This window comes from Methylobacterium tardum, from assembly GCF_023546765.1.
In the GTDB taxonomy this organism is placed as follows: Bacteria; Pseudomonadota; Alphaproteobacteria; order Rhizobiales; family Beijerinckiaceae; genus Methylobacterium; species Methylobacterium tardum.
In genome coordinates, this window is record NZ_CP097484.1 from 2,371,224 (window position 1) to 2,389,967 (window position 18,744).

Annotated in this window: 20 protein-coding genes and 1 pseudogene; 9 read left to right on the forward strand and 12 right to left on the reverse strand. The window is 68.4% G+C overall.

Going from position 1 to position 18,744, the window contains the following annotated elements; all coding sequences use genetic code 11:
• Window positions 1-4 precede the first annotated feature (4 nt).
• A complete protein-coding gene (locus M6G65_RS11145; protein WP_238196998.1) occupies window positions 5-322 on the forward strand; it encodes a metal-sensitive transcriptional regulator in 318 nt (105 codons plus the stop codon).
• A gap of 18 nt (window positions 323-340) precedes the next feature.
• On the opposite strand, the gene M6G65_RS11150 is transcribed toward M6G65_RS11145, so the two are convergent.
• A complete protein-coding gene (locus M6G65_RS11150; RefSeq protein WP_192708194.1) occupies window positions 341-586 on the reverse strand; it encodes a hypothetical protein in 246 nt (81 codons plus the stop codon).
• 296 nt (window positions 587-882) lie between these two features.
• On the opposite strand from M6G65_RS11150, the gene M6G65_RS11155 reads away from it, so the two are divergent.
• From M6G65_RS11155 to cyoD, 6 genes are all read left to right on the forward strand, one after another.
• Complete coding sequence (locus M6G65_RS11155; protein ID WP_238196999.1) at window positions 883-1,632, forward strand: sigma-70 family RNA polymerase sigma factor; 750 nt, start codon at window positions 883-885, stop codon at window positions 1,630-1,632.
• 80 nt (window positions 1,633-1,712) lie between these two features.
• A complete protein-coding gene (locus tag M6G65_RS11160; protein WP_238197000.1) occupies window positions 1,713-2,129 on the forward strand; it encodes an energy transducer TonB in 417 nt (138 codons plus the stop codon).
• Between the two features lie 657 nt (window positions 2,130-2,786).
• On the forward strand, window positions 2,787-3,689 hold the full coding sequence (gene cyoA / locus M6G65_RS11165) for a ubiquinol oxidase subunit II (RefSeq protein ID WP_192708191.1): 903 nt from the start codon (window positions 2,787-2,789) through the stop codon (window positions 3,687-3,689).
• Between the two features lie 68 nt (window positions 3,690-3,757).
• Window positions 3,758-5,767, forward strand: a complete 2,010-nt coding sequence (locus M6G65_RS11170; RefSeq protein WP_238197001.1) for a cbb3-type cytochrome c oxidase subunit I — start codon at window positions 3,758-3,760, stop codon at window positions 5,765-5,767.
• On the forward strand, window positions 5,764-6,447 hold the full coding sequence (locus tag M6G65_RS11175; protein WP_238197002.1) for a cytochrome (ubi)quinol oxidase subunit III: 684 nt from the start codon (window positions 5,764-5,766) through the stop codon (window positions 6,445-6,447). The genes M6G65_RS11170 and M6G65_RS11175 overlap by 4 nt, the downstream gene beginning before the upstream one ends.
• Window positions 6,444-6,896: a cytochrome o ubiquinol oxidase subunit IV gene (cyoD, locus tag M6G65_RS11180; protein ID WP_238197003.1), complete on the forward strand. Its 453-nt coding sequence runs from the start codon at window positions 6,444-6,446 to the stop codon at window positions 6,894-6,896. The genes M6G65_RS11175 and cyoD overlap by 4 nt, the downstream gene beginning before the upstream one ends.
• A 37-nt stretch (window positions 6,897-6,933) precedes the next feature.
• On the opposite strand, the gene M6G65_RS11185 is transcribed toward cyoD, so the two are convergent.
• Complete coding sequence (locus M6G65_RS11185) at window positions 6,934-7,170, reverse strand: hypothetical protein (RefSeq protein WP_192708187.1); 237 nt, start codon at window positions 7,168-7,170, stop codon at window positions 6,934-6,936.
• A gap of 519 nt (window positions 7,171-7,689) precedes the next feature.
• Between M6G65_RS11185 and M6G65_RS11190 the strand changes: the two genes are divergently transcribed.
• Both M6G65_RS11190 and M6G65_RS11195 read left to right on the forward strand, forming a co-directional pair.
• Entirely contained in the window at window positions 7,690-7,911 is a 222-nt protein-coding gene (locus M6G65_RS11190; RefSeq protein WP_192708186.1) for a hypothetical protein, read from the forward strand.
• Between the two features lie 8 nt (window positions 7,912-7,919).
• Window positions 7,920-8,279: a hypothetical protein gene (locus M6G65_RS11195; protein ID WP_238197004.1), complete on the forward strand. Its 360-nt coding sequence runs from the start codon at window positions 7,920-7,922 to the stop codon at window positions 8,277-8,279.
• Between the two features lie 782 nt (window positions 8,280-9,061).
• Here the strand turns inward: M6G65_RS11195 and M6G65_RS11200 are convergent.
• From M6G65_RS11200 to M6G65_RS11245, 10 genes and pseudogenes are all read right to left on the reverse strand, one after another.
• The gene (locus tag M6G65_RS11200) at window positions 9,062-9,487 is read right to left on the reverse strand and encodes a DUF4399 domain-containing protein (protein WP_238197130.1); all 426 of its coding nucleotides are present in this window, start codon (window positions 9,485-9,487) and stop codon (window positions 9,062-9,064) included.
• Between the two features lie 38 nt (window positions 9,488-9,525).
• Window positions 9,526-11,037, reverse strand: coding sequence for an SUMF1/EgtB/PvdO family nonheme iron enzyme (locus tag M6G65_RS11205; protein WP_238197005.1), 1,512 nt, complete (start codon window positions 11,035-11,037; stop codon window positions 9,526-9,528).
• Window positions 11,038-11,442: 405 nt separating this feature from the next.
• Complete coding sequence (locus tag M6G65_RS11210) at window positions 11,443-12,957, reverse strand: class I adenylate-forming enzyme family protein (RefSeq protein WP_238197006.1); 1,515 nt, start codon at window positions 12,955-12,957, stop codon at window positions 11,443-11,445.
• On the reverse strand, window positions 12,945-13,769 hold the full coding sequence (locus M6G65_RS11215) for a VOC family protein (RefSeq protein ID WP_238197007.1): 825 nt from the start codon (window positions 13,767-13,769) through the stop codon (window positions 12,945-12,947). The genes M6G65_RS11210 and M6G65_RS11215 overlap by 13 nt, the downstream gene beginning before the upstream one ends.
• On the reverse strand, window positions 13,766-14,197 hold the full coding sequence (locus tag M6G65_RS11220; protein WP_192708180.1) for a PaaI family thioesterase: 432 nt from the start codon (window positions 14,195-14,197) through the stop codon (window positions 13,766-13,768). The genes M6G65_RS11215 and M6G65_RS11220 overlap by 4 nt, the downstream gene beginning before the upstream one ends.
• A gap of 11 nt (window positions 14,198-14,208) precedes the next feature.
• A pseudogene (locus M6G65_RS11225) lies at window positions 14,209-15,211 on the reverse strand (zinc-binding dehydrogenase).
• A 112-nt stretch (window positions 15,212-15,323) separates the two neighbouring features.
• Entirely contained in the window at window positions 15,324-16,304 is a 981-nt protein-coding gene (locus M6G65_RS11230; protein ID WP_238197008.1) for an ABC transporter substrate-binding protein, read from the reverse strand.
• 53 nt (window positions 16,305-16,357) lie between these two features.
• Entirely contained in the window at window positions 16,358-17,173 is an 816-nt protein-coding gene (locus M6G65_RS11235) for an ABC transporter permease (protein ID WP_238197009.1), read from the reverse strand.
• Complete coding sequence (locus tag M6G65_RS11240) at window positions 17,167-17,934, reverse strand: ABC transporter ATP-binding protein (protein WP_238197010.1); 768 nt, start codon at window positions 17,932-17,934, stop codon at window positions 17,167-17,169. Before M6G65_RS11240 ends, M6G65_RS11235 begins: the two co-directional genes overlap by 7 nt.
• Complete coding sequence (locus M6G65_RS11245) at window positions 17,931-18,647, reverse strand: GntR family transcriptional regulator (RefSeq protein ID WP_430929559.1); 717 nt, start codon at window positions 18,645-18,647, stop codon at window positions 17,931-17,933. The genes M6G65_RS11240 and M6G65_RS11245 overlap by 4 nt, the downstream gene beginning before the upstream one ends.
• Window positions 18,648-18,744: the final 97 nt, after the last annotated feature.

The window sequence follows — 18,744 nt, forward strand, 5'->3', positions numbered from 1 at the left end:
GGCGGTGACAAGCGGCACAGTCATCGATGGTCGTGTCTGCCTCGCCCGAACCGACGCGGAGCGCGCTCCGCTGGTTCGGCGGCTGGGGCGGATCGAGGGCCAAGTGCGCGGCCTGCGGGCGATGGTCGAGGCGGATCGGCACTGTCTCGACGAGATCCAGCAGATCCGGGCCGCCACGGCCGCCCTGCGCGAAGTCGGCCTCCTGATCATCGGTCAGCACGTGACGGTCGGGCTCGATCTCGCGCTTCACGCGGCGGATCGGGCGGCGGTGCTGGCGGACCTCGAGCGCGTCCTGCGCGCCGCCATGGCGGAGGCCGGCTAGGCATCGGGCGGCTCGGGCTCAATGCTTCGTGAGCGTCTCGACGACCGCGCCCTGCCCGACCGTCTCGGAGAAGCGGGCCAGCCGGCTCCGGCTCGGCTCGTTCAGGCCGCCGGCATGAGCGAAGGTGGTCAGCGCGATGCCGACGAGGAAGCGGGCCTCCTCCACGGTCACGGCTCGGCCGCTGAGCGTGCTGGCCGCTCCGCGCACGGCCAGGACGGCCTGCTGGAACGCCGGATCGTCTTCGAGGTCGGTCAGTCGGTTCATGGGTGTCGTCCTGAGCTGCGGTCCAGGTGAAGGCGGCGGCGCGGCTGGGATCTCGCAGTCGCGAGGATCTTCCGTGCGTTGCCGCAGACTCGGCGTGGCGGCGGCCAGATTTGGATTGGAAATTCTCTCATCAAAGACGTTGTCCCGCTCCGCATATCTGCCGCGTTGATCATGCTTTGTATCATAGATCAGTCTTATGATCTGCCCATCCGCTGATCTATGTTGCGGCAACATGCCGGTGCCTGGGGATTAATAACCGAACCCGCTCTTTCATCCCTCTCAGGTGATCGGCTGTCATGCTCGAACTCTCGCTCGACGGTGATACAATCGACACGCAGGCGCCCCGGCTCCCCGACAGCGTGCAGTATCACCTCGGCCATCTTCTGGCGGCGACCTACGCGCAGGATTCGGTCGAGCCTTCCATCGCGGACCGCTTCGCCGAATTGCTGACGCTGCTCGATGCCGCGTTCGGCAAGGCGCAGGACGGTCGCGAGAAGGCGTTTCAGACCTCCCTGCTCGCCATGGTGCCGAACCTGCAGCGCTTCGCGCGCTCGCTGCTGCGCAACCATGTCGGGGCCGACGACCTCCTGCAAAACACGCTTCTGCGGGCGTGGCGGTCGCGCGCCAGCTTCGCTCCGGGCACCAACCTGGAGGCGTGGCTGTTCACGATCATGCGCAACCAGTTCTACAACGAGCACCGCAAGCGCGGCCGCGAGGTGCAGGACGAGGACGGCACGCAGGCCGAGCGGATGGTGTCGCTGCCCGAGCAGGGCGGCCACCTGGACCTGAGCGACGTGCGCACCGCCCTCGACCGCCTCGCGCCGTTGATGCGGCAGGCCCTGGTTCTCGTGGCGATCGAGAACCTCACCTACGAAGAGACGGCGGCCGTGATGAACTGCCGGATCGGCACGGTGAAGAGCCGCGTCTGGCGCGCTCGGACACAGCTCGCCGAGATGCTGGGCTACACCGGCCTGGAGGTCGGCAGCGACGACGTCATGCTGGCCGCGGCCGGGCCGAAGGGCCGGAAAGCGGTAACGGTTTCCTGAGCGCACCCGGCTAACCGGGAGCGCGAGAGGCCGGCCGGCGCGTGTCGGGCCGGTCGCCACGCGCCCGGAGCGCCGTCCCCATGCCGTCACGAATGCTCGCCCCGGGGATTGTCGCGGTCGGTCTGCTTCTGGTTCCCTGGGCCGCACCGGCGCGCGGGGCTGAGGGCCCGACGGTGCGCGCCTGGCTCTCGGACCTCGTCACGCGGATCGATGCCGTGGACCGCGCTGGCGCCCGGCCGCGGCCGGGCCGGCGCGCCGGTACCGTGGTGGTTCACGTGGAGATCGCCGCGGACGGGTCACTGCAGCGGATCGAGGTCGAGCGGAGTTCCGGCGTGCCGGACCTCGATCAGCGGGCGCTGCGCGCCGTCCAGGGAGCTGTGCAGGGCAAGGCCGCAGGCTCGGTTCAGGGCGCCGGCCCGCTGGCTCCGCCGCCGGCCGCGCTGCTCGGCGGGGCGGGCGTCGCCGACCTCAGCATCCCGGTCGATCTCGGCCGCTGAGCGTCCGGCAGCCGCTCGGCTCCCCGGGCGACCGGGACCGGCCGTCGCTCGAGCGGCAGGGCTGCCGCGTTTGTCGGAGGAGCCGGTTGCCTTGCGGGCTCCCCGGGCCAGCGCGCGAGCGCGACGACGACCACGATGGGCCCGAGGCAGAGCGCCACGCGGATCAGGATGCCGGTCAGGACCTGGGCTCCGGCGCGCATCTCGTAGATCGCCGCGCAGCCGAACGTGAAGCAGGCCGCCAGCAGCAGCGCGCTGCCCTGCCCGGTCACGCGCGGCATCCCGAGACGCCGCCTTCTGCGGCGCTCTTCGCGGATCGGGCCGGGTTCTCGGCCGGGCGACGGGACGGCTGCATGCGGCACGAACGCGATGACGGACAGGTCGCGACGTTCGCGCGTTCCCGGCAGCCTTGCCTTCGTTCATGTTAGTATTTGCCGCATGAAAGCATTCCTGACCGGGGATAAGATCAGGAAGGGCCAGAGGCAACCTATGTTACGAAAAAACATCGCCGCAGGACAAATGATGTTATTTTAGGACGAAACCCGCTGATGTACTTCGGGATTGGTCTAGCGGGGCAGAGACCGACCGGAGGCTTCGAATGAGCACTCTTCGACCCGTGCGTTCGCGCGCCGTCCGCCCTCCGGCCGCCTGACCGGCACGATGCGCCGTCGTCCCGGCCTTCCACTCCGCGCGGTGCTTCTCGCCGCAGCCTTGCCCCTGCTCTCCGGGTGCCAGCAGCACAACATCCTCGACGGGAAAGGTCCCGTCGGATCGGCCGAGGCGAACATCCTGATCATCGCCACGGTCATCATGCTGGCGATCATCCTGCCGACGATGATCGCCACGGTGGTCTTCGCGCTCTGGTACCGGGAATCCAACCCGAAGGCGCTCTACCGGCCCGACTGGGCCTTCTCGGGGCGGATCGAGCTCGTCGTCTGGTCGGTGCCGTTCCTGACCATCGCGTTCCTGGGCGGCATTGCGTGGATCGGCGCGCATCAGCTCGACCCGGCCACGCCGCTCGCCTCCGACAAGAAGCCCCTGGAGGTGCAGGTCGTCTCGCTCGATTGGAAGTGGCTGTTCATCTACCCCGATCAGGGCGTGGCCAGCGTCAACGAGCTGGTCGTGCCGGCCGCCACGCCGGTCAATTTCCGGCTGACCTCCAGCAGCGTCTGGAATTCGTTCTTCGTGCCGAAGCTCGGCAGCATGATCTACACGATGCGGGGCATGGTCACGCGGCTCAACCTCATGGCCGACCAGGAGGGTGAGCTCTACGGCCTGTCGACGCATTTCAGCGGCGACGGCTTCTCCGACATGAACTTCCCCGTGCGTTCGGTCTCGGACGCGGCCTTCGCCGACTGGGTCAACGGCGCGAAGGGCTCGGGGAAGGCCCTCGACCGGGCGGCCTACGCGGAGGTCGCCAAGCAGAGCATCGCCGATGCGCCGCGCAGCTTCGGCTCCGTCGAGCCGGGCCTGTTCGACGGCATCGTCGCGCAGACGGTCCCCCCGGGGCCGGGCCCGGCCGCGGGCGGCGTCGAGGGCGTGCGGCCCAAAGGCGGATCCTAATCAGGGGCGGCTCCTGTCCGAGCCCCCTCCCCGACCGGCAGCGGTTCCAGACCCGAGGACATCACTCCATGCTGGGTAAGCTCACCCTCGAAGCGATCCCGCTTCACCAGCCGATCCCGCTGATCGCGGGGGCGGTGGTCGTGGCCATCGTCCTCGGGGTCGTCGCCTGGATCGTGCTGGCCGGCCACCTGCCCTATCTCTGGCGGGAGTGGATCACGAGCGTCGATCACAAGCGGATCGGCGTCATGTACTGCCTCCTCGCGCTGGTGATGCTGATCCGGGGCTTCTCGGACGCGCTGCTGATGCGGTCCCAGCAGGCCTTCGCCTACAAGGCCGCCGGCTATCTCCCGCCCGAGCACTACGACCAGATCTTCTCCGCCCACGGCGTGATCATGATCTTCTTCGGCGCGATGCCGTTCATGATCGGGCTGATGAACTTCGCGGTGCCGCTCCAGCTCGGCGTGCGCGACGTGGCGTTCCCGACGCTCAACTCCGTCAGCTTCTGGCTCACCGCCTCGGGGGCGCTGCTGGTCAACGTCTCGCTGGTTGTGGGCGAGTTCGCCCGCACCGGCTGGTGGCCGGCGCCGCCGCTCAGCGAGATCACCTACTCGCCCGGTGTCGGCGTCGATTACTATCTCTGGGCGATCCAGATCTCCGGCGTCGGCACGCTGATGACCGGGGTGAACTTCGTCGCGACCATCCTGAAGATGCGCGCCCCCGGCATGAGCTACCTGCGCATGCCGATGTTCTGCTGGACCGCGCTGGCCTCCAGCCTGCTGATCGTCGCGGCCTTCCCGATCCTGACCGCGACGCTCGCGATGCTGTCGCTCGACCGCTATCTCGGCTTCCACTTCTTCACGGATTCCCACGGCGGGAATTCGATGATGTTCATGAACCTGTTCTGGGCCTGGGGGCACCCGGAGGTCTACATCCTGGCGCTGCCGGCCTACGGGGTGTTCTCGGAAGTGATCTCGACCTTCTCCGGCAAGCCGCTCTTCGCCTACCGGTCGATGGTGCTGGCGACGATGTCGATCTGCCTGCTCTCGTTCACGGTGTGGCTGCACCACTTCTTCACCATGGGCCCGGGCGGCGACGTCAACGGCGTCTTCGCCATCACGTCGATGATCATCGCGGTGCCCACCGGCGTGAAGATCTTCGACTGGCTGTTCACCATGTATGGCGGCCGGGTCCGGCTCACCACCGCGATGCTGTGGTCGCTGGGCTTCATGGTGACCTTCGTGGTCGGCGGCGCCACCGGCGTGCTGCTCGCGATCCCGCCGGCCGACTTCGTGCTCCACAACAGCATGTTCCTGGTGGCCCACTTCCACAACGTCATGGTCTCGGCCGTGCTGTTCGCGGCGTTCGCCGGCTACACCTATTGGTTCCCGAAGGCCTTCGGCTTCCGGCTCGACGAGTGGTGGGGCAAGGCCGCTTTCTGGTTCGGCATCACGGGCTTCGTCATCGTCTTCGGGGCGTTCTACTGGCTGGGGCTCCTCGGCATGACGCGCCGGATGCAGCACTACGACGTGGCCGACTGGCGGCCCTGGATCCTGGTCTCGGCCTTCGGCGCCGTGGTGATGATCGCGGGCGTCGTCTGCCAAGTGATCCAGCTCGTGGTCTCGATCCGCCGCCGCGAGGAACTGCGCGACGTCACCGGCGACCCCTGGGACGGCCGCTCGCTGGAATGGGCGACCGCCTCGCCGCCCCCGGTCTTCAACTTCGCGGCCCTGCCGGAGGTCCACGGCGAGGAGGCGTACTGGGCGATCAAGAGCCGCGCCCGCGAGCAGCTGCGCCTGCGCGACGAGCCGACCTACGAGCCGATCGAGATGCCGCTCAACAGCCCGACCGGCTTCATCTGCGCCTTCTTCGCGACGCTGATCGGCTTCGCGATGATCTGGTACATCTGGTGGCTCGCCGCCGCCGGCCTCGTCGGCGCCTTCCTGACCTTCGTGGTCTTCGCGTGGCGCGACACGGTCGAGTACGAGATCCCGGCCTCCGAGGTGGCGAAGGTCAACCGCGCGAACCGCGCGACCCGGCTTGAGGCGCTCCAGGGCGTCGGGCAGCGGAGGGCGGCATGACCAGCACCGCTGCCCCCGGCTCGGTCACCGCGTTCCGCGGCGATCCCAACCACCTCGGTCACGGTCCGGGCGGGCACGGCGAGTCCCGGGCCACCGGCCGCGGGACCGGCGGTCCCTCGCCGAAGCGCATCGTCGTCGCCTACGGGTTTTGGATCTTCATCCTCAGCGACATCGTGATGTTCGCGTCGTTCTTCGCGAGCTACGCGGTGCTGCAGGGCGGCGTCTCGGACGGGCCGACGGGCCCTGAGATTTTCGACCTCACCAACACCGCCCTCGAGACGGGACTGTTGCTCCTGTCGAGCTTCGCCTGCGGCATGGCGAGTCTCGCGCTGGGCGCCCGCCGGATGATGTATTTCCAGGTGGCGATGGCGGTGACCTTCCTCCTGGGCGCGGGCTTCGTCGCCCTGGAGGTGATGGAGTTCTACGACCTCGTCAGTCGGGGCATCGTCCCGTCGCGCAGCGCCTTCCTGTCGAGCTTCTTCACGCTGGTGGGCTGCCACGGGCTGCACGTCACGATCGGCCTTCTGTGGCTGCTGACCATGATGGCCCAGGTGCTGGCCAAGGGGTTCCGGTCCGACATCGTGCGGCGGACCCTGTGCTTCGCCCTGTTCTGGCACGCCCTCGACATCGTCTGGGTCGGGGTCTTCAGCATCGTCTACCTGATGGGGTCGATCACATGAGCCACGCGGATCACGCCGGCGCGGACGGTCTCGACCGGCACCAGGCCGACCTCGCTCCGGGCGAGGAATACGGCGAAGAGGATATCGGCAAGGGTGTCCGAGGCTATCTGATCGGCCTCGCCCTGGCGACGCTCCTGACGATCTGCTCCTTCGCGATCGTGCACGCCAAATTCGTCTGGGCGCCGGCCGTGCCGGTGGCGATCCTGGTCTTCGCTATCGCCCAGATGGGCGTGCACCTCGTGTTCTTCCTCCACATCACCACGGGGCCGGACAACACCAACAACGTCATGTCGCTGGCCTTCGGCGTGCTGTTCGTGGTGCTGGTGGTCGGCGGCTCGGTCTGGATCATGAGCAACATGAATTCCAACATGATGCCGGCCATGCCCCAATCGGCCATGCCGCACTCGGCGACACCCCAGCCGCCGATGACCCAGCCGATGCATCACTGATGCGCGGCCGGGCGGAAAGGCGCCGGGGGCCCAGTGCTCAGCGATCCTCGTCGGTCGCGCCGTTCCAATAGGCGCCGACGAGGTAGCCGGCCTGGTGCGCGGCGAGGTCGGCGAACAGCAGCAGGATCTTCTCGATATCGAGCGTCGTCCAGACGAACGCCCAGAGGGCCAGCCAGCCCAGGCTGACGAGCATCGAACTCGCCATCAGGGCCGTCGCCCGGTAATTCCAGCCTTCGGCCATGCCCAGCGCGAAAAGGAGGGCCGCAATCAGCAATATTCGGCCTCCATTCGCGAGAGAAGATCAGATTCAGGTATCCGATTTTCGTGAGCGTAAAGCCCGGCGACTGTGCGCAAGACTCTCCGGGTCGGAAATTAATTTTGCATTAACCCGCCCGGTCACGGCGCTCGCCGTCGATCCTGCCGCGGGAGCGGCGGGCTCAGGTCAATGGGCCGGGCGAACCAGGACGGAAGCGGGCGGGCTAATGAGCTCGTCCGGCGCGGTGGCCCTGACTGAAGAGGGCGCCGGTGTCATCGACAGGCTTGCCGCGTAGACGATGTCCGGACCGAACCGGACCAAGACGATGAGACCGACGAGAATCGTGCGCATAACGTGCAAACACCGCGGAGCCCCCGTCCGTCCCGCATGGCGTTCGCTCCGTGCGTCTTCCGACGCTGACGATCATTGACGTCATCGATATGGATTATCGATCGCATCTGTTTGGATCATGTTGCTGTGCAGCGTAGATAACGCCTCGACGCCGGGTGAGACCGGCCATCGAGAGGATTGCACATCATGACCCTTCGCTCCTTCGTTCTCGCCACCCTCGCTGCTGGTTCGCTGGTCGGTCCTGCGCTGGCTGACGAGACCATCAGCCTGACACCGCCGCTCTATCGGGCGCAGGCCCGTTCGACGGCCACCCTGCGCCCGGCTTCCGAGCTGACCACGACGCCGCGTCTCGTTCCGACCGCCCCGGCCACCCCGCGGGTCGTCGCCACAGCGGTGCCGACCCGGTAAGACAGGCCATGATCGAACGCGTTGCGGGCGGATTTCAAAGCCCGCAACGCCAATACCGCCGGGTCTGCGCTCCCCGCCGACGGCGCATCGTTGCCATGCCCACCGCGGGCGTGTCCTCTTCGACGGAAGGTGTATCCTCCGCCAAAATGGAGGAGACGATGGCCTACAAGATCACCTTCCGAAAGGGAAAACGGGTCAGCGCCACAAAGCTGTGGCCCTGCGACCTCGAAGCCGCCATTGCCCATGCCAGGGCACAGCTGCCGCTTCAGCGCGACCAGAGTGGCGCGACCTCCGTGAGCGTGACCTGCGAGCGAACCGGGGACGTCGTGTTCACCTGCACAGAGCAGCCTGAAAGCCTCGGCGTGTAGCACCGGGCTTCCCGCGGCCCGTATCCGGAGCGCCCCATGGCATCATCTCCGACGAGGCCGGACGACCATGCGGCCGAACCGCCCGAGCCGGACGATCGCGTGTACGGCACGGCTATTCGCCGCTGGTGGAAATCGATGCTGGCTGGGCCTGGCGGCCAGCGCCTGCGTCTCTCGGCCCGGAGCGCGCCGTCGCGCGCGCGTTGAGGGCCACCGGGACGGTCTCAGACAGCGCCAGTTCCACTGGGCGGGCACGTCGCGGCCGGTGCTGCAAGACAGACGGCCAAGATAAACGCGTGATCGCTGCTCGCCGTCCGACGTCCGCAGGCCAGGTGCTCGAGCGCTTCAGAAGATCACGACATCGATTGATCGACCGCGGATCATTGACGACGCCGACGCACAAACGTCCGTGCCGGACGTGCGGATCAGCACCGACTTGCGGGGCCGCGACGGGGCATCGTTCTCCCCTGGCTGGATGGGGAGGCACCGATGCTGAGTCACATAGCCGTTTCCCTACGCTCTCTGTTCGCTACCAAAGCCTGCGGCCGCGATCTGTGCCGGCTCGATTGCCGATGCCTTGAAGACATAGGGCTGCATCCAGGAGACGTGGTCTCCACCGTGAGCCGCTTTCATCATGGCCTGAAGCACCACCCGTCCTGGGATGGAGAAGTCAGAAACCCGGTCTGTGGCCCGGCGCCGCGCTTGGAATAGCTTGATCTGTCTGTTGGCGCGCGGCCATCCCGACGAAAGCCGGTCTGCCGGGATCGCAAACTCTGACTTGGGCTCTAATTTTTCGTTGCGGTGTTCGTATTCGGCCGCAGAACCCTGATGTGAATGGTCTTCGACGCGACCAGCGGTTTGAAGGGTTTGTGGTTGGCATCTCCCAAGACCAATTGCAGCGTGTGCGGTCCCGGCGGAAGATCCACCTGAGTTTCGGTCTGGCCGGATCCGAAATGGAGGTACCGCTTGTTCGACGGAAGCGGCTCGGTTGGGCTGGTCGGCTCCGTGACATCAACCAGAAGATGATGGTGGCCCATATTGGGCGTCGTGTCGCCCGCGTGGGTCACGCCCATATGCTTCAGGCCGAAGCGGACCGTGATCGGGCCTCTGAGCTTCGCGCCGTCGCGCGGTGAGATGAAGTAGAGTTCCGCATCCTCCGGCGCGGGGGTCTGGGCCGAGCAGGGTGTCGAGGCCAGAACAATGCCGATCAGGCATGCACCATGGAGTGTCGTCCTCACTGCCCGCCTCCTCACTCGCCCAGAGCGACCCGGAACCCGTGCGCCGGGTACCGGACGTTGGTGTCGTAGTGTTCGCGACTGCTGACTTGAATATCGGCAGGCTCGCTCAACCAGGATCCGCCGCGCAGGACGTGCTCGCGGCACTTCGGGGAGGTCCAGGCGCCGACGCGCGGGGCACCCTGGTAATTACTGTGCCAGCAATCCTGGACCCATTCCGCGACGCCCCCGCCCATGCCCTGCAACCCGAAGGCATTCGGCGGCAGCAGGCCGATCTGAATCGGCTTCTCCAGGTCGTGCGGCGTGCCGCAACCCTTACAGTTGGCGAAGCCGGGCACCATCTGTGCGCCCCACCAGTAGGCGGTTGCCGTCCCGGCCCGCGCCGCATATTCCCACTCGGCCTCGCTCGGCAGGCGGTACGGCTTGGACGTCAGCTTCGACAGCCACGCCACGTATTGCTGGGCGTCGTTCCAGCTCACGTTGCGCACCGGCAGGTCGTCGGGGCCGTCCGGCCGGTATGTGCAGGCACCCGCGCGGACACAGGCCTGCCACTGCGCCTTCGTGACTGGCAGGCGGCTGAGCGCGAACGGCGCGATGACGACCTGATGCACCGGCTTCTCGGACGCATCCGACGAGCCCCCCATCCGGAAGACCCCGCCGGTCAGCTTGAGCATCTCGGGGCAGTCTGCGCAGTCCTTCAACGCACCGGACGGCGCGGGCGGCTCCGGTTTCTGGGCCGGCGGCGGCGGTACGGCGAACGCGACCGGCACGGGTTCGGGACTGGGCGCGGGCGGGGCTGCGGCGGCCATCTCGGGTTTCGCCGTGTCGATCACGGGGGCGGGTATCGGAACCTGGGCCGTGCTGGTCCCACGCCGTGGAGCGGCCTCAGGCGCGGGCACCTCGCCGGGGCCGATGACGATGCCGACCGGCTCAGGGCGGTCCGTCGTCTTGTGGGCGGCGAACCAGACGCCGATGGCAAAGGTCGCCCCGCAGGCGCCGACGATCGGAAGGAGCGTGCGGACAGCGCGCTTGACCCCGTGCTCGGCGCGGATGACGGCCGACGGATCGGGCAGGACGCGGTAGATCCGGACGGGATCGGTAATATTCTTCAGGCGCTCATCACCGAGAGATTGGTAACCACAGACGAGCTTGTTCTTGATCTGCTCGTAGACGCCGCCCGAGATGTTGACGTCGCCGGGTCTTGCTGCGGTCTGCAGGCGCGCGGCGACGTTCACGCCGTCACCGAAGACATCGTGCTCTTCGCATATGATATCGCCAAGATTGATGCCGATGCGATACTGCAGCCAGCTGGATTTGTCCGATACCGCGGCGTTGCGGGCGGCAATGGTTTGTTGAATGACGATCGCGCAGCGCGTCGCTTCGAGCGGGCTGTCGAAGACGGCCAGAAATCCGTCGCCCATGTGTTTGATGATCGTGCCGCTGTGCTCCAGAACGGTCGGCTCGACGATGTCCCGTCGATACCGGCTCATCCGCGCATGTGTTCCCTCCTCGTCATGTCCCATCATGCGGCTGTATCCGGCTATATCGGCGCTCATGATCGCGCAGAGCCGGCGTGTACTTGCCGCAGAATGAGATGACGCATCCCTGAGCATGCGGGAAACCTCCAGGACAGACCCGCAATGGCGCAGACCAAAATCCTAACCGGTTCGATGATCTCTATTGACGCGCCAAAACGTACTATTCTAGCGCATTGATTGCAATATTCGACGGCTGTCTTCGGATGGGTGCCGTTCACAGTCATCGTCCGATGGCGGACCGGTCAGGAAGTGTTGGTTGCGATCTTGCTGTCGCGTTCCTGTCAATGGACGACGCGGGCAGAATCTCGATCCTGCAAATGGATGATCTGCAGCGTACGATTCATCCCGTGCGCCCGACGGACGTGATCGGCGCGACGGCTGACGCGGCCTGGCTCACACGGCCCGAACCGCCGCCGCCGCCCGCTGCCGCAATCCGTTCCGGTCGATCTTGTTGGTCGAGGCGAGCAGCATCGCATCGAGGAACCAGACCCGCCGGGGATGCTGATAGGCCGGGGCGTTGGCGAGGACGTGCTGCTTGATCGCGGCCTCGTCGGCCGCAGCGCCCGGGCGCAGCACGACGAAGGCCACCGGCTTGGTGCCCTTGATCGCGTCCTCGACCGGGACCACGCAGGCCTGCAGCACGTCCGGGTGGCTCTCGATGACGAGTTCGACCTCGCCCGGGAAGATGTTCTCGCCGCCGGAGACGAACATGTCGTCGGTCCGGCCCAGGACGGTATGGAAGCCGTGCTCATCCCGGCGGAAGATGTCGCCGGTGTCGTAGTAGCCATCCGCGGTGATCGGCGACGGCGTCTCCGGCCTGTTGTGGTAGCCCAGCATGAGGGCCGGGCTGCGGATCTGCAGCACCCCGGTCTCCGGAGCCTTCGGACCGACGAGACGCACCGAGACGCCCGGATGGGGATAGCCCACGGAGGCGATCGGCGTCGGCAGCCCGTCCGGGTGCTGCGTGAACACGATCGGACCGCCCTCGGTGGTGCCGTAGGCGTTGATGATGCGGGCATTGGGCAGGAGGGCCCGGATCTGGTGCGCCAGGGTGTCGTTGACCGGGGCGGAGCCCATCCGCACCGCGCGCACGCTCGTCAGATCGGCCTGCGCGAGCGCGTCACTCTCCCGCAGCATCATGGCGATCATCGGCGGCACGGCGGTGAGCCACGTGCAGCGGTGCCGGCTGATGGCCTCGATATAGGCGCGAGCCTCGAATTGCGGCAGCAGCACCATGGTGGCGCCGGACGCGCAGACCAGGAGCGCCAGGGCCAGCGCGTTCATGTGGTAGAGCGGCGCCGCGATCAGGACGCGGTCCTGCCGCAGGTCGTCCTCCGCCATGCGCGTGCGCACCACCCAGAGGTGGCTCGCATGCGAGAGCATCACGCCCTTCGGACGGCCGGTCGAGCCGGACGTGTACAGGAGCAGGCCCATCTCGTCCGGGTGCGGGTCGATCGGGTCGAACGGGCCCGGATCGAGCCACGGCCCGATCCCGTCCGCACCCGCGGCATCGAACGCGGCGACGCGCAGATCCGGCGGCAGGTCGGCGGGAAGCTGCGCGCGCCGCAGCGCATCGCAGACGACGAGGCGCGCGCCGCAATCGACGAGCACGTTCCGGATCGTGGCCGCGGGGAACTTGTGGTTCACGGGCGTCGGGACGATCCCGGCGCGCATCGCCCCGAGCAGGAGCGCGACAGACTCGGGCCGGTTGGCCGACAGGATCGCAATGCGCTCGCCCCGCCGCAGGCCGCCGCGGAGCAGCCCGCGGGCGAAGGCGTCGGCCATCGCGTCGAGCGCCGCGCGGGACAGGATCGTCGGCTCGGCGCCCGGACGCAGTCCGATGATCATGGGGGCGTCGGGATCGCCGGCGCGGTCGACGAGGGCGCCGAGATTGGTCACCGGGCGCATCGGGCGCTCCTGCAGCGCAGCGTGAGCTGGAAGTCCGGCAGCGCCAGCTCAGCCTCCTCGGAGGAGAGTCGGGTCCAGTCCGCGTCCGGTACGGCGCGGGCCCGAGCCTCGAGCGCGGTCAGGTCGGTGAAGTGCAATTCGAGGCCGGCGAAGCGCGCCGCCGGGCCCGGCTCGATCGTCACGCGGGTCTCGCCCAGACGGAAGGTCCACGCCGCCCCGTCCCGCTCGGCCGCCGCGCCGCAGGCGGCGGCGTAGCGCGGCGCTTCAACATCGGGCTCCGGGCTTGCCACGGCAAAACCGCCGATTCCGCAGAACCCGTTCGGGTGTGCGAACCAGGGCTCCCGCCAGACCAGGTCCGGGGTCAGGTGCTGGCAATGGTAGATCCGGCCGGCCGGAAACAGCGACGTCGGCAGGCGTACGGTCCGGAACCGGGCCTCCTCGGTCCTGTCCCCCAGGGTGACCGGCCGCGAGAACGCCGCCGGCGGCCCGACCGGCAGGCCGGCCGCCGAGAGGCGCGCGAAGGTCTCGTCCGCGTCGGCGCTCGCCACGACGAGACCGTTCAGCCCGAACGGGCTGTCGAGCACGTCCTGGCGCTGCGGACCGTCCTCGGGCACGCCGACCAGCTCCAGATAGGCGCCGGGCGTCATCATCAGGTGGTTGATGGACCCGAGCGAATGGCGCCCGCGCGGCGTCAGCTGGAAGCCGAGCTCGGTGAACAGGGCCGCCGCCGCATCCATGCGGCGGAGGACGTTGATCACCACGTGGTCGAGGGCGGGACCCGGCCGGACCGCCCTCCCCGCGGCGTCGCTCATTTCGGCGGCGCGGTCATGTAGACGCCGCGGCCGCTGGCGAGCAGCCGGCCCTCGGAATCGAGGATCTGCGCCTCGGCCACCGAGAGCTGGCCGCCGAACTTCACCACATTGCCCCGGCAGGTCAGGTCGCCCTGCATCGCCGGGCGGTGATAATCGACGCGCAGGTCCACGGTCGGCACGCCGCGGCCGGTCTTGGACACAAGCGCCCAGTCGGCGGTCAGGTCGACCAGGGTCGCCAGGATGCCGCCATGGACGTAGCCGCGCTCGGCGTTGACGACCCATTCGGGACGCCACGTCGCCTTCAGCTCGATCGTGCCCGCGCCGACCGAGACGACGGACAGGCCGAGCCACTGGTGGAACGGGCCGCGCAGGAGCAGGGCCTCCACGTCTTCCCGGCTCAGGGGCGCGGGCGTCTGGGTATCCGACATGGCAGGTGCTCCTACGGCGTGACGACGATCTTGCCCATGACCTCGCGGTCGCGGATCATCCGCAGGCCCTCGGCGGCCTCCTCCAGGGGCAGGACCCTGTCGATCGTGGGCTTGAGGGTGCCGGCCTGGATCATGTCCATCAGGGCCGCGAGATTGTCGTCGTAGAAGCTGTTCGAGCCGATCACCTTCAGCTCGAAGCTCCAGATGTAGCGGAGATCCTCCTTCGGATCGTGCCCCGCGGTGGCGCCGCAGACGAGCAGCGTGCCGCCGCGCTTCAGGCATTTGAGCGAGGGCACCCAGGTGTCGCCGCCGGTGAAGTTGATCACCACGTCAACGCCGCCCTCGTAGGTCCGGCGCTGCGGCTTGCCGTAGGTCTGGATCGCCCATTTCGAGAAGTCGGTCTCGCGGTAATTGACCACGTGATCGGCCCCGAGCGCCTTCAGCGCCTCCATCTTCTCGGCGCTGCCCGCGCAGGCGATCACCTCGGCGCCGAGCTGCTTGGCCAGCATCACGCAGCCGGTGCCGACGCCGCCGCTGGCGCCCAGGATCAGGACCTTGTCGCCGGCCTTCACGGTGTTGTGGGTGATCAGCATCCGGTGGGCGGTGCCGTAGGCCACGGGCAGCGAGGCGGCGTCCGCGTAGCTCACGTCGGGCGGCATCGCGATCAGCTGGCTCCGAGACCCGGCAATACTCGGCCATGCCGCCGTCGAGCATCTCGCCCATCAGGCCCTTGGCCTTGTTCAGCGGATTGACCAGCACCCGGTCGCCGACGCGCCAATCCGCGACGCCCGCGCCGAGCTCGACGATCTGGCCGGCCATGTCGAGGCCGATCACCACCGGCATCGGCACCTTGATGCCGGGCATGCCCTTCACGGTGAACACGTCGTGGTAGTTGAACGAGGAGGCGCCCACCCGGATGAGGACCTCGTCGGGGCCCGGAGCGGGCTTCGGGTAGTCGGCGACGACCTTCAGCGTATCGATGTCGCCGTGCGCCTCCAGCACGAGGGCTCGCATCGTGTCTGCCATGGGGACCTGTTTCCTCTCGACGAAGTGTTGGGTGTTCTTGCCGACGGTGTGAGCGCTCTCCGCCGGAGTGGACTTCGGCTCGGCGCAATCGAGCACGGCTCTAGGGGATGGCCTTCGACTGCTCGTAGGGTCCCGGCACGAGGGCCCCCTCGGGCAGGCTGCCCTGGACGGCGCCGACCGCCTTGAACACCTCGAATTCCCGCTTGAGCGACGCGATGTCGGCGGGTTCCAGGCTGACGGTGTAGATGCCGTCCCAGAGCGCCGCGTAGGCCGCGGCATCGGTGGCGTTCAGATTGGCGGAGGCCATCAGGATCTTGGCCACGCCGGGCTTGTCGGCCTTGCCGTACTCGAAGGCCTTGCGCATGGCCGCGACCACCTTGGCGGGGCCGTCCGGATTCTGCGCCATCCAGGCCTTGCGCATCAGGCCGACGCCGAGCACGGGCGGGGCGTCCTGCCGGGTGAGGCGCTTCCATTCCTCGCGAAACGTCCCGAGCCGGCGCATCTTGACGTCCGGCAGGAGCGCCAGGGTCACGGTCCGCAACGCGGCCGCGTCGATGTCCTTCTGGACGAGGAATTGCGCCAGCCGCGAGTCGTTGCCCGGCACCGCCTGATAATCGGCGGGCTTGAGGCCGTGATTGCCTTCGAGGATGGCGGCCGCGATGGCGGCGGTGCCGCTGCCGGCCGGGGACGTGCCGATCTTCTTGCCCTTGAGATCCGCCATCGTGCGGATCGGGGAATCCTCCGGCACGACGAAGTCGAGATCGGCCACCTGCGTCGCCAGCACGATGCTGAGCGGCAGGCCGTTGGCGGTGACGCTCAGCGAGGTCCCGGCGCTCGCCGCGATGGCGAAATCGATGGCGCCGGCCGCCATCGCCTTGGTGGGCGCGTTGACGTCGGGGAACTTGACGTATTCCGGCGTCAGCCCCTGCTTCTCCATGAACTGCCCGGCTTCGAGCACCGCGCCGAAGCCGAGGCTGATGCCCGAGCTCCAGTAGCCGATGCGGACCGTTTGGGCCTGGGCGCGGCCTGGCAGCGCCGCCGCGAGCAGCGCGCAGACGAGAAGGGCACCGATCCGTTTCAACGCGGCCTCCTGAACTCTGGTAGCGGGGCGACGGGGACCATCGGGGGCCGCGCTCATGCCGGGCTCGCCTTCTTCCAGGCGAACAGGCGCCGCTCCGCCGGCTTGAGGACCAGGGTCTCCAGGCCGATCATCAGGGCGACGAGGGTGAGGGTCCAGGCGAAGACCTGATCGGTCTGCACGAGGTCGGCGGCCTGCCGCAGCCGGTATCCGATGCCGCTGCTCGCCCCGAGGCTCTCGGCCACCAGCACCACGCGGGCACCGAAGCCGATGGCGAGCCGGGCGCCCGAGAAGAAGGCCGGCAGGATGGTCGGCAGGTAGATCTTGGTCAGCACCTTCCGCCGGGGCATGCGGAAGGTGCGGGCGAGTTCGAGATGCTCGGCGCTGACCGTCCGGGTGCCCTGCCAGACATTGGTCAGGATCAGCGGCATCGCGGTCATGAACACCACGAAGATCGTGGTCCAGTTCGACAGCCCGAACCAGATCAGCGCGAAGATCGCCCAGATCGCCGACGAGACGGTGTTCATCACCGTGAGCACCGGCTCGAAGAACCCGCCGAGCGCCCGGCTTGCGCCCAGCGCGAGGCCCAGCGGCAGGCCGACCAGGGCGGCCAGCGCGAAGCCCGCCGCGACGCGGCCGAGGGTGATGCCGAGATCGGCAGCGAAGCTCGGCGTCGCGACGAGGCCGGTCCAGGCCGTCCAGACGCGGGCCGGGCTCGGCAGGACGAAGCTCGGCGCGTGGAGGGCGCCGATCTGCCAGGCGGCGAGCGCCAGCCCGATCAGGGCCAGACGCTGCAGGAGCGTGCCGCCATGGGTGCGGACGACGCCGGCTCGCGGACGGCGCAGCATGGCCTCGGGCGTCCGGACTAGCATGGGACCGGCTCCTCCGAGAGGGCGAGGCGCAGGCGGCGGACCTGGTCGGTCACCGCCTCCGAGAGCGGATCCCGCGGGCGGTCGAGGGCCACCTCCTGGACGAGGCGCACGCGGCCGGGATGCGGCTGCAGCACGACGATCCGGTCGGCCAGCACCACCGCCTCCTCGACGTCGTGGGTGACGAAGATCAGGGTCATCGCCCGCAAGGCCGCGATGCGCAGCAGCTCGGAATGCATCTGAGCGCGGATCGTCGGATCGAGCTTCGAGAACGGCTCGTCGAGGAGCAGGAGGCTCGGCTCGGTGACGAGGCTGCGGGCCAGGGCGACCCGGCTGCGCATGCCGCCGGAAAGCTCGTGCGGGAAGGCATCGCGGAAGCGCGACAGGCCGACGAGGTCGAGGGTCTCATCGACGCGCCGGCGGCGCTCGGCGGCCGGCATGCTGCCGGCCTCCAGCCCGAAGGCGACGTTCTGCGCCGCCGTGCGCCACGGCAGGAGCCGGTCCTCCTGGAACATGTAGGTCATGGCGCGCCAGTCGCGGAATTCCCGGGCCGCCGTGCCGAACAGGCGCACGCCACCGGCATCCGGCTCGATCAGCCCGGCGATGATGTTGAGCAGCGTGCTCTTCCCGCAGCCTGACGCGCCGACGATCGCCACCACCGCCCGCTGCGGCACCGTCAGGGCGATGTCCTGGAGGACGTGGAGCGGCGCGCCCTCGCGCTGGCCGAACCACTTGCCGACATGATCGATCTCGACCGCGTTCACCGCGCGCTCCCGTCCGCCTGGACCGGCGCGGCCGGTCCGATCACGGCGGTGTCGCGCAGGCTCGCGATCACCTTCTCCAGGGTCATGGCGCGGAAGGTCTCGACGTGGCGGCGCGCCACCTGGGCGGCGCTCTCGGCGTCCCCCGCCACGAGATGCTCGATCATGGCGGCGTGGTCGTTCTCGATGTTGGGCCGCACGCCCTGCACGCCGAAGCCGAGCGCCACGAGGCGGGTCATCTCGCCGAGGAGGCCCGAGAGGGCGCGGCAGAGGCGCTGGTTCCCGGACGCGACGGCGATCGCCATGTGGAAGCTGCGGTTGGCCTCCAGGAAGAAGTCGATCTGGTTGCCGACATCGACGTCGATGCGCCGCCGGCAGGCCTGTTCGAGCCGCTCCAGCTGCCCCCGGTTCACCCGCCCGGCCGCGCCGCGGGCCGCCAGCGGCTCCAGCTCGGTGCGCAGGGCGAAGATCTCGTCCACATCCTTCACGGTGACCGGCGCGACCCGGTAGCCGTGCCGCGGCATGGAGGCGACGAAGCCGTCCTGCGTGAGGCGCTGGAGCGCGATCCGGCAGCTGGCCTTGCCCAGCGCGAAGCGCTCCATCAGCTGCGTCTCGGTGAAGCGCGTGCCCGGCAGCAGGCGGCAGGAGACGATCTCCCGTCGCAGGGTGTCGTAGGCCTGGTTCGCCTTCAGCGTGGCCGATGGCAGGCCGACCACGCTCATCGGCTGAATGGATGCCAGATCGCCGTGCGGCTTCCGCATAGTTCCCCTGAGACGGTTTCCATTTGAGCGCATCGCTCGATGCATTTCCCGC